The sequence below is a fragment of the Pseudomonas sp. MSSRFD41 genome, from assembly GCF_014230245.1.
GTDB classification, from domain to species: Bacteria; Pseudomonadota; Gammaproteobacteria; order Pseudomonadales; family Pseudomonadaceae; genus Aquipseudomonas; species Aquipseudomonas piscis.
Genome location: NZ_JACKZK010000059.1, coordinates 1 through 2185, shown reverse-complemented (window position 1 = coordinate 2185; position 2185 = coordinate 1). Strand labels below are relative to the sequence as shown.

General features: G+C 62.4%; 2 protein-coding genes and 1 pseudogene. 2 read left to right on the top strand and 1 reads right to left on the bottom strand.

Going from position 1 to position 2185, the window contains the following annotated elements; all coding sequences use genetic code 11:
• Nucleotides 1-236 (bottom strand): annotated as a pseudogene (locus H7A76_RS32160) (glutamine synthetase); the annotation flags it as partial.
• 266 nt (nt 237-502) lie between these two features.
• On the opposite strand from H7A76_RS32160, the gene H7A76_RS32155 reads away from it, so the two are divergent.
• Nucleotides 503-1258: a gamma-glutamyl-gamma-aminobutyrate hydrolase family protein gene (locus H7A76_RS32155; protein ID WP_185702236.1), complete on the top strand. Its 756-nt coding sequence runs from the start codon at nt 503-505 to the stop codon at nt 1256-1258.
• Between the two features lie 227 nt (nt 1259-1485).
• Nucleotides 1486-2185 (top strand): ABC transporter ATP-binding protein (locus H7A76_RS32150; RefSeq protein WP_185702235.1); only part of this gene is annotated, 700 nt, incomplete at its 3' end.

Below are 2185 nucleotides of genomic sequence, written 5' to 3'. Positions count from 1 at the left end.
TCCAGGCCCAGGCCGGTGCTTTCCACCGTGGAGCCGTTGATATCCAGGGCAAACAGCGAGGCCGGCAGGTTAATGCCCTTCTCATAGACCTTGTGCAGGGCGGTACGCTCGATGCGCTTGCCGCGCACCACACCGTTCATGTCCGCAATCAGCAGATCGACGTAGAGAACCTCGGGATGTTTTTTCAGGAAGGCGTTGGCTTCATTGAGCTGAATGGCACGCGGGGGGACCGACATGATGCACCTATCGTGTTAATTATTATGTTCACTGCGGTGACGCACCCGCAGTCAATCCGAAAGAAAAACCGAAGTCAATAGCCCTGCATGGCGCCGATTCGTTAATTATTTTGCCCCACAAGAATCCAAAAAACCCCAGAATCTGCGCCAATCAAGGCTTTCACATGAAATGCGTTTAGAATTTTTTACATGGAAGTTGTTAATTAAAATCAACGAGGATAAGCTCTGGAAAAACTCGTTCCAGCGTGAATTTCGAGGTGATAAAAATGGCATTCAAGCCATTGATCGGCGTTACTGCGTGCGTCAAAGAGATCGGTCTGCATCCCTACCACGTCAGCGGCGACAAGTACTTGCGTGCGGTCAGCGTCGCGGCCGAGGGCCTGCCCCTGGTCATCCCTTCCCTGGCGGACCTGGTCGATACCCAGGATCTGCTGCACAACCTGGACGGGCTGTTGTTCACCGGCTCGCCCTCCAATGTCGAACCCTTCCACTACCAGGGCCCGCCCAGCGAACCGGGCACCGCCCATGATCCGCAACGCGATGCCACCACCCTGCCCCTGCTGCGCGCGGCCGTCGCCGCCGGCGTGCCGGTGCTCGGCATCTGCCGCGGCTTCCAGGAAATGAACGTGGCCTTCGGCGGCAGCCTGCACCAGAAGGTCCACGAGCTGCCGGGCTTTCTCGATCACCGTGAAGCCGACGATCCGCGCATCGAGGTGCAGTACGCCCCCGCGCACCCGGTGGCGATCCAGCCGGGCGGGGTCTTCGCGGCCATGGGCCTGGATGGCGAGATCCAGGTCAACTCGATCCACAGCCAAGGCATCGATCGCCTGGCCCCGGGCCTGCGGGTCGAGGCCGTGGCGCCGGACGGCCTGATCGAGGCGGTATCGGTTGAACACAGCAAGGCCTTCGCCTTCGGCGTGCAGTGGCACCCGGAATGGCAGGTGCTGTCGACCCCGGCCTACCTGCGGATCTTCCAGGCCTTCGGCGACGCCTGCCGGCAACGAGCCGCGCAGCGCCGCTAAGCCCTGCACATCGCGCATTTGCACCTGTAACAACACGCCCTGCCCCATGGCGCGTGCCCTCGTGCGCGCCCGACATCCGGCGTGAGCGGCAAACGGCAAGACCACAACAACAAATAGCGTCAGGCCGCCAGGGAGGCGGCGCCGAATCAGCCCGCCCCCCGGGCTGGCAATCAACCTTTAGGCCGGGCCGTATTGGCCAGGCCGCTGACATCTGTTGGGAGTTTCATATGGCAAACGCCTCCAGCACTTACCGGAAGGCCCTCGAAGGCCACCCGAGCCCGCAGAAGGTTCTGGTGAAGATCGACCGCGTGACCAAGAAGTTCGATGAAACCGTGGCCGTGGACGATGTGTCCCTGGAGATCCACCAAGGCGAGATCTTCGCCCTGCTGGGCGGTTCCGGCTCCGGTAAGTCCACCCTGCTGCGCATGCTCGCCGGGTTCGAGCGACCCACCGAGGGACGCATCCTGCTGGATGGCGTGGACATCACCGACATGCCGCCCTACGAACGGCCGATCAACATGATGTTCCAGTCCTATGCGCTGTTCCCGCACATGACCGTGGCCCAGAACATCGCCTTCGGCCTCAAGCAGGACAAGATCCCTTCGGCGGAGATCGACGCCCGGGTGGCGGAGATGCTCAAGCTGGTGCAGATGAGCCAGTACGCCAAGCGCAAGCCGCACCAGCTCTCCGGCGGCCAGCGCCAGCGCGTGGCCCTGGCCCGCTCCCTGGCCAAGCGACCCAAGCTGCTGCTGCTCGACGAGCCCATGGGTGCCCTGGACAAGAAGCTGCGCTCGCAGATGCAGCTGGAGCTGGTGGAGATCATCGAGCGCGTAGGCGTGACCTGCGTGATGGTGACCCACGACCAGGAAGAGGCCATGACCATGGCCGAGCGCATCGCCATCATGCACCTGGGCTGGATCGCCCAGA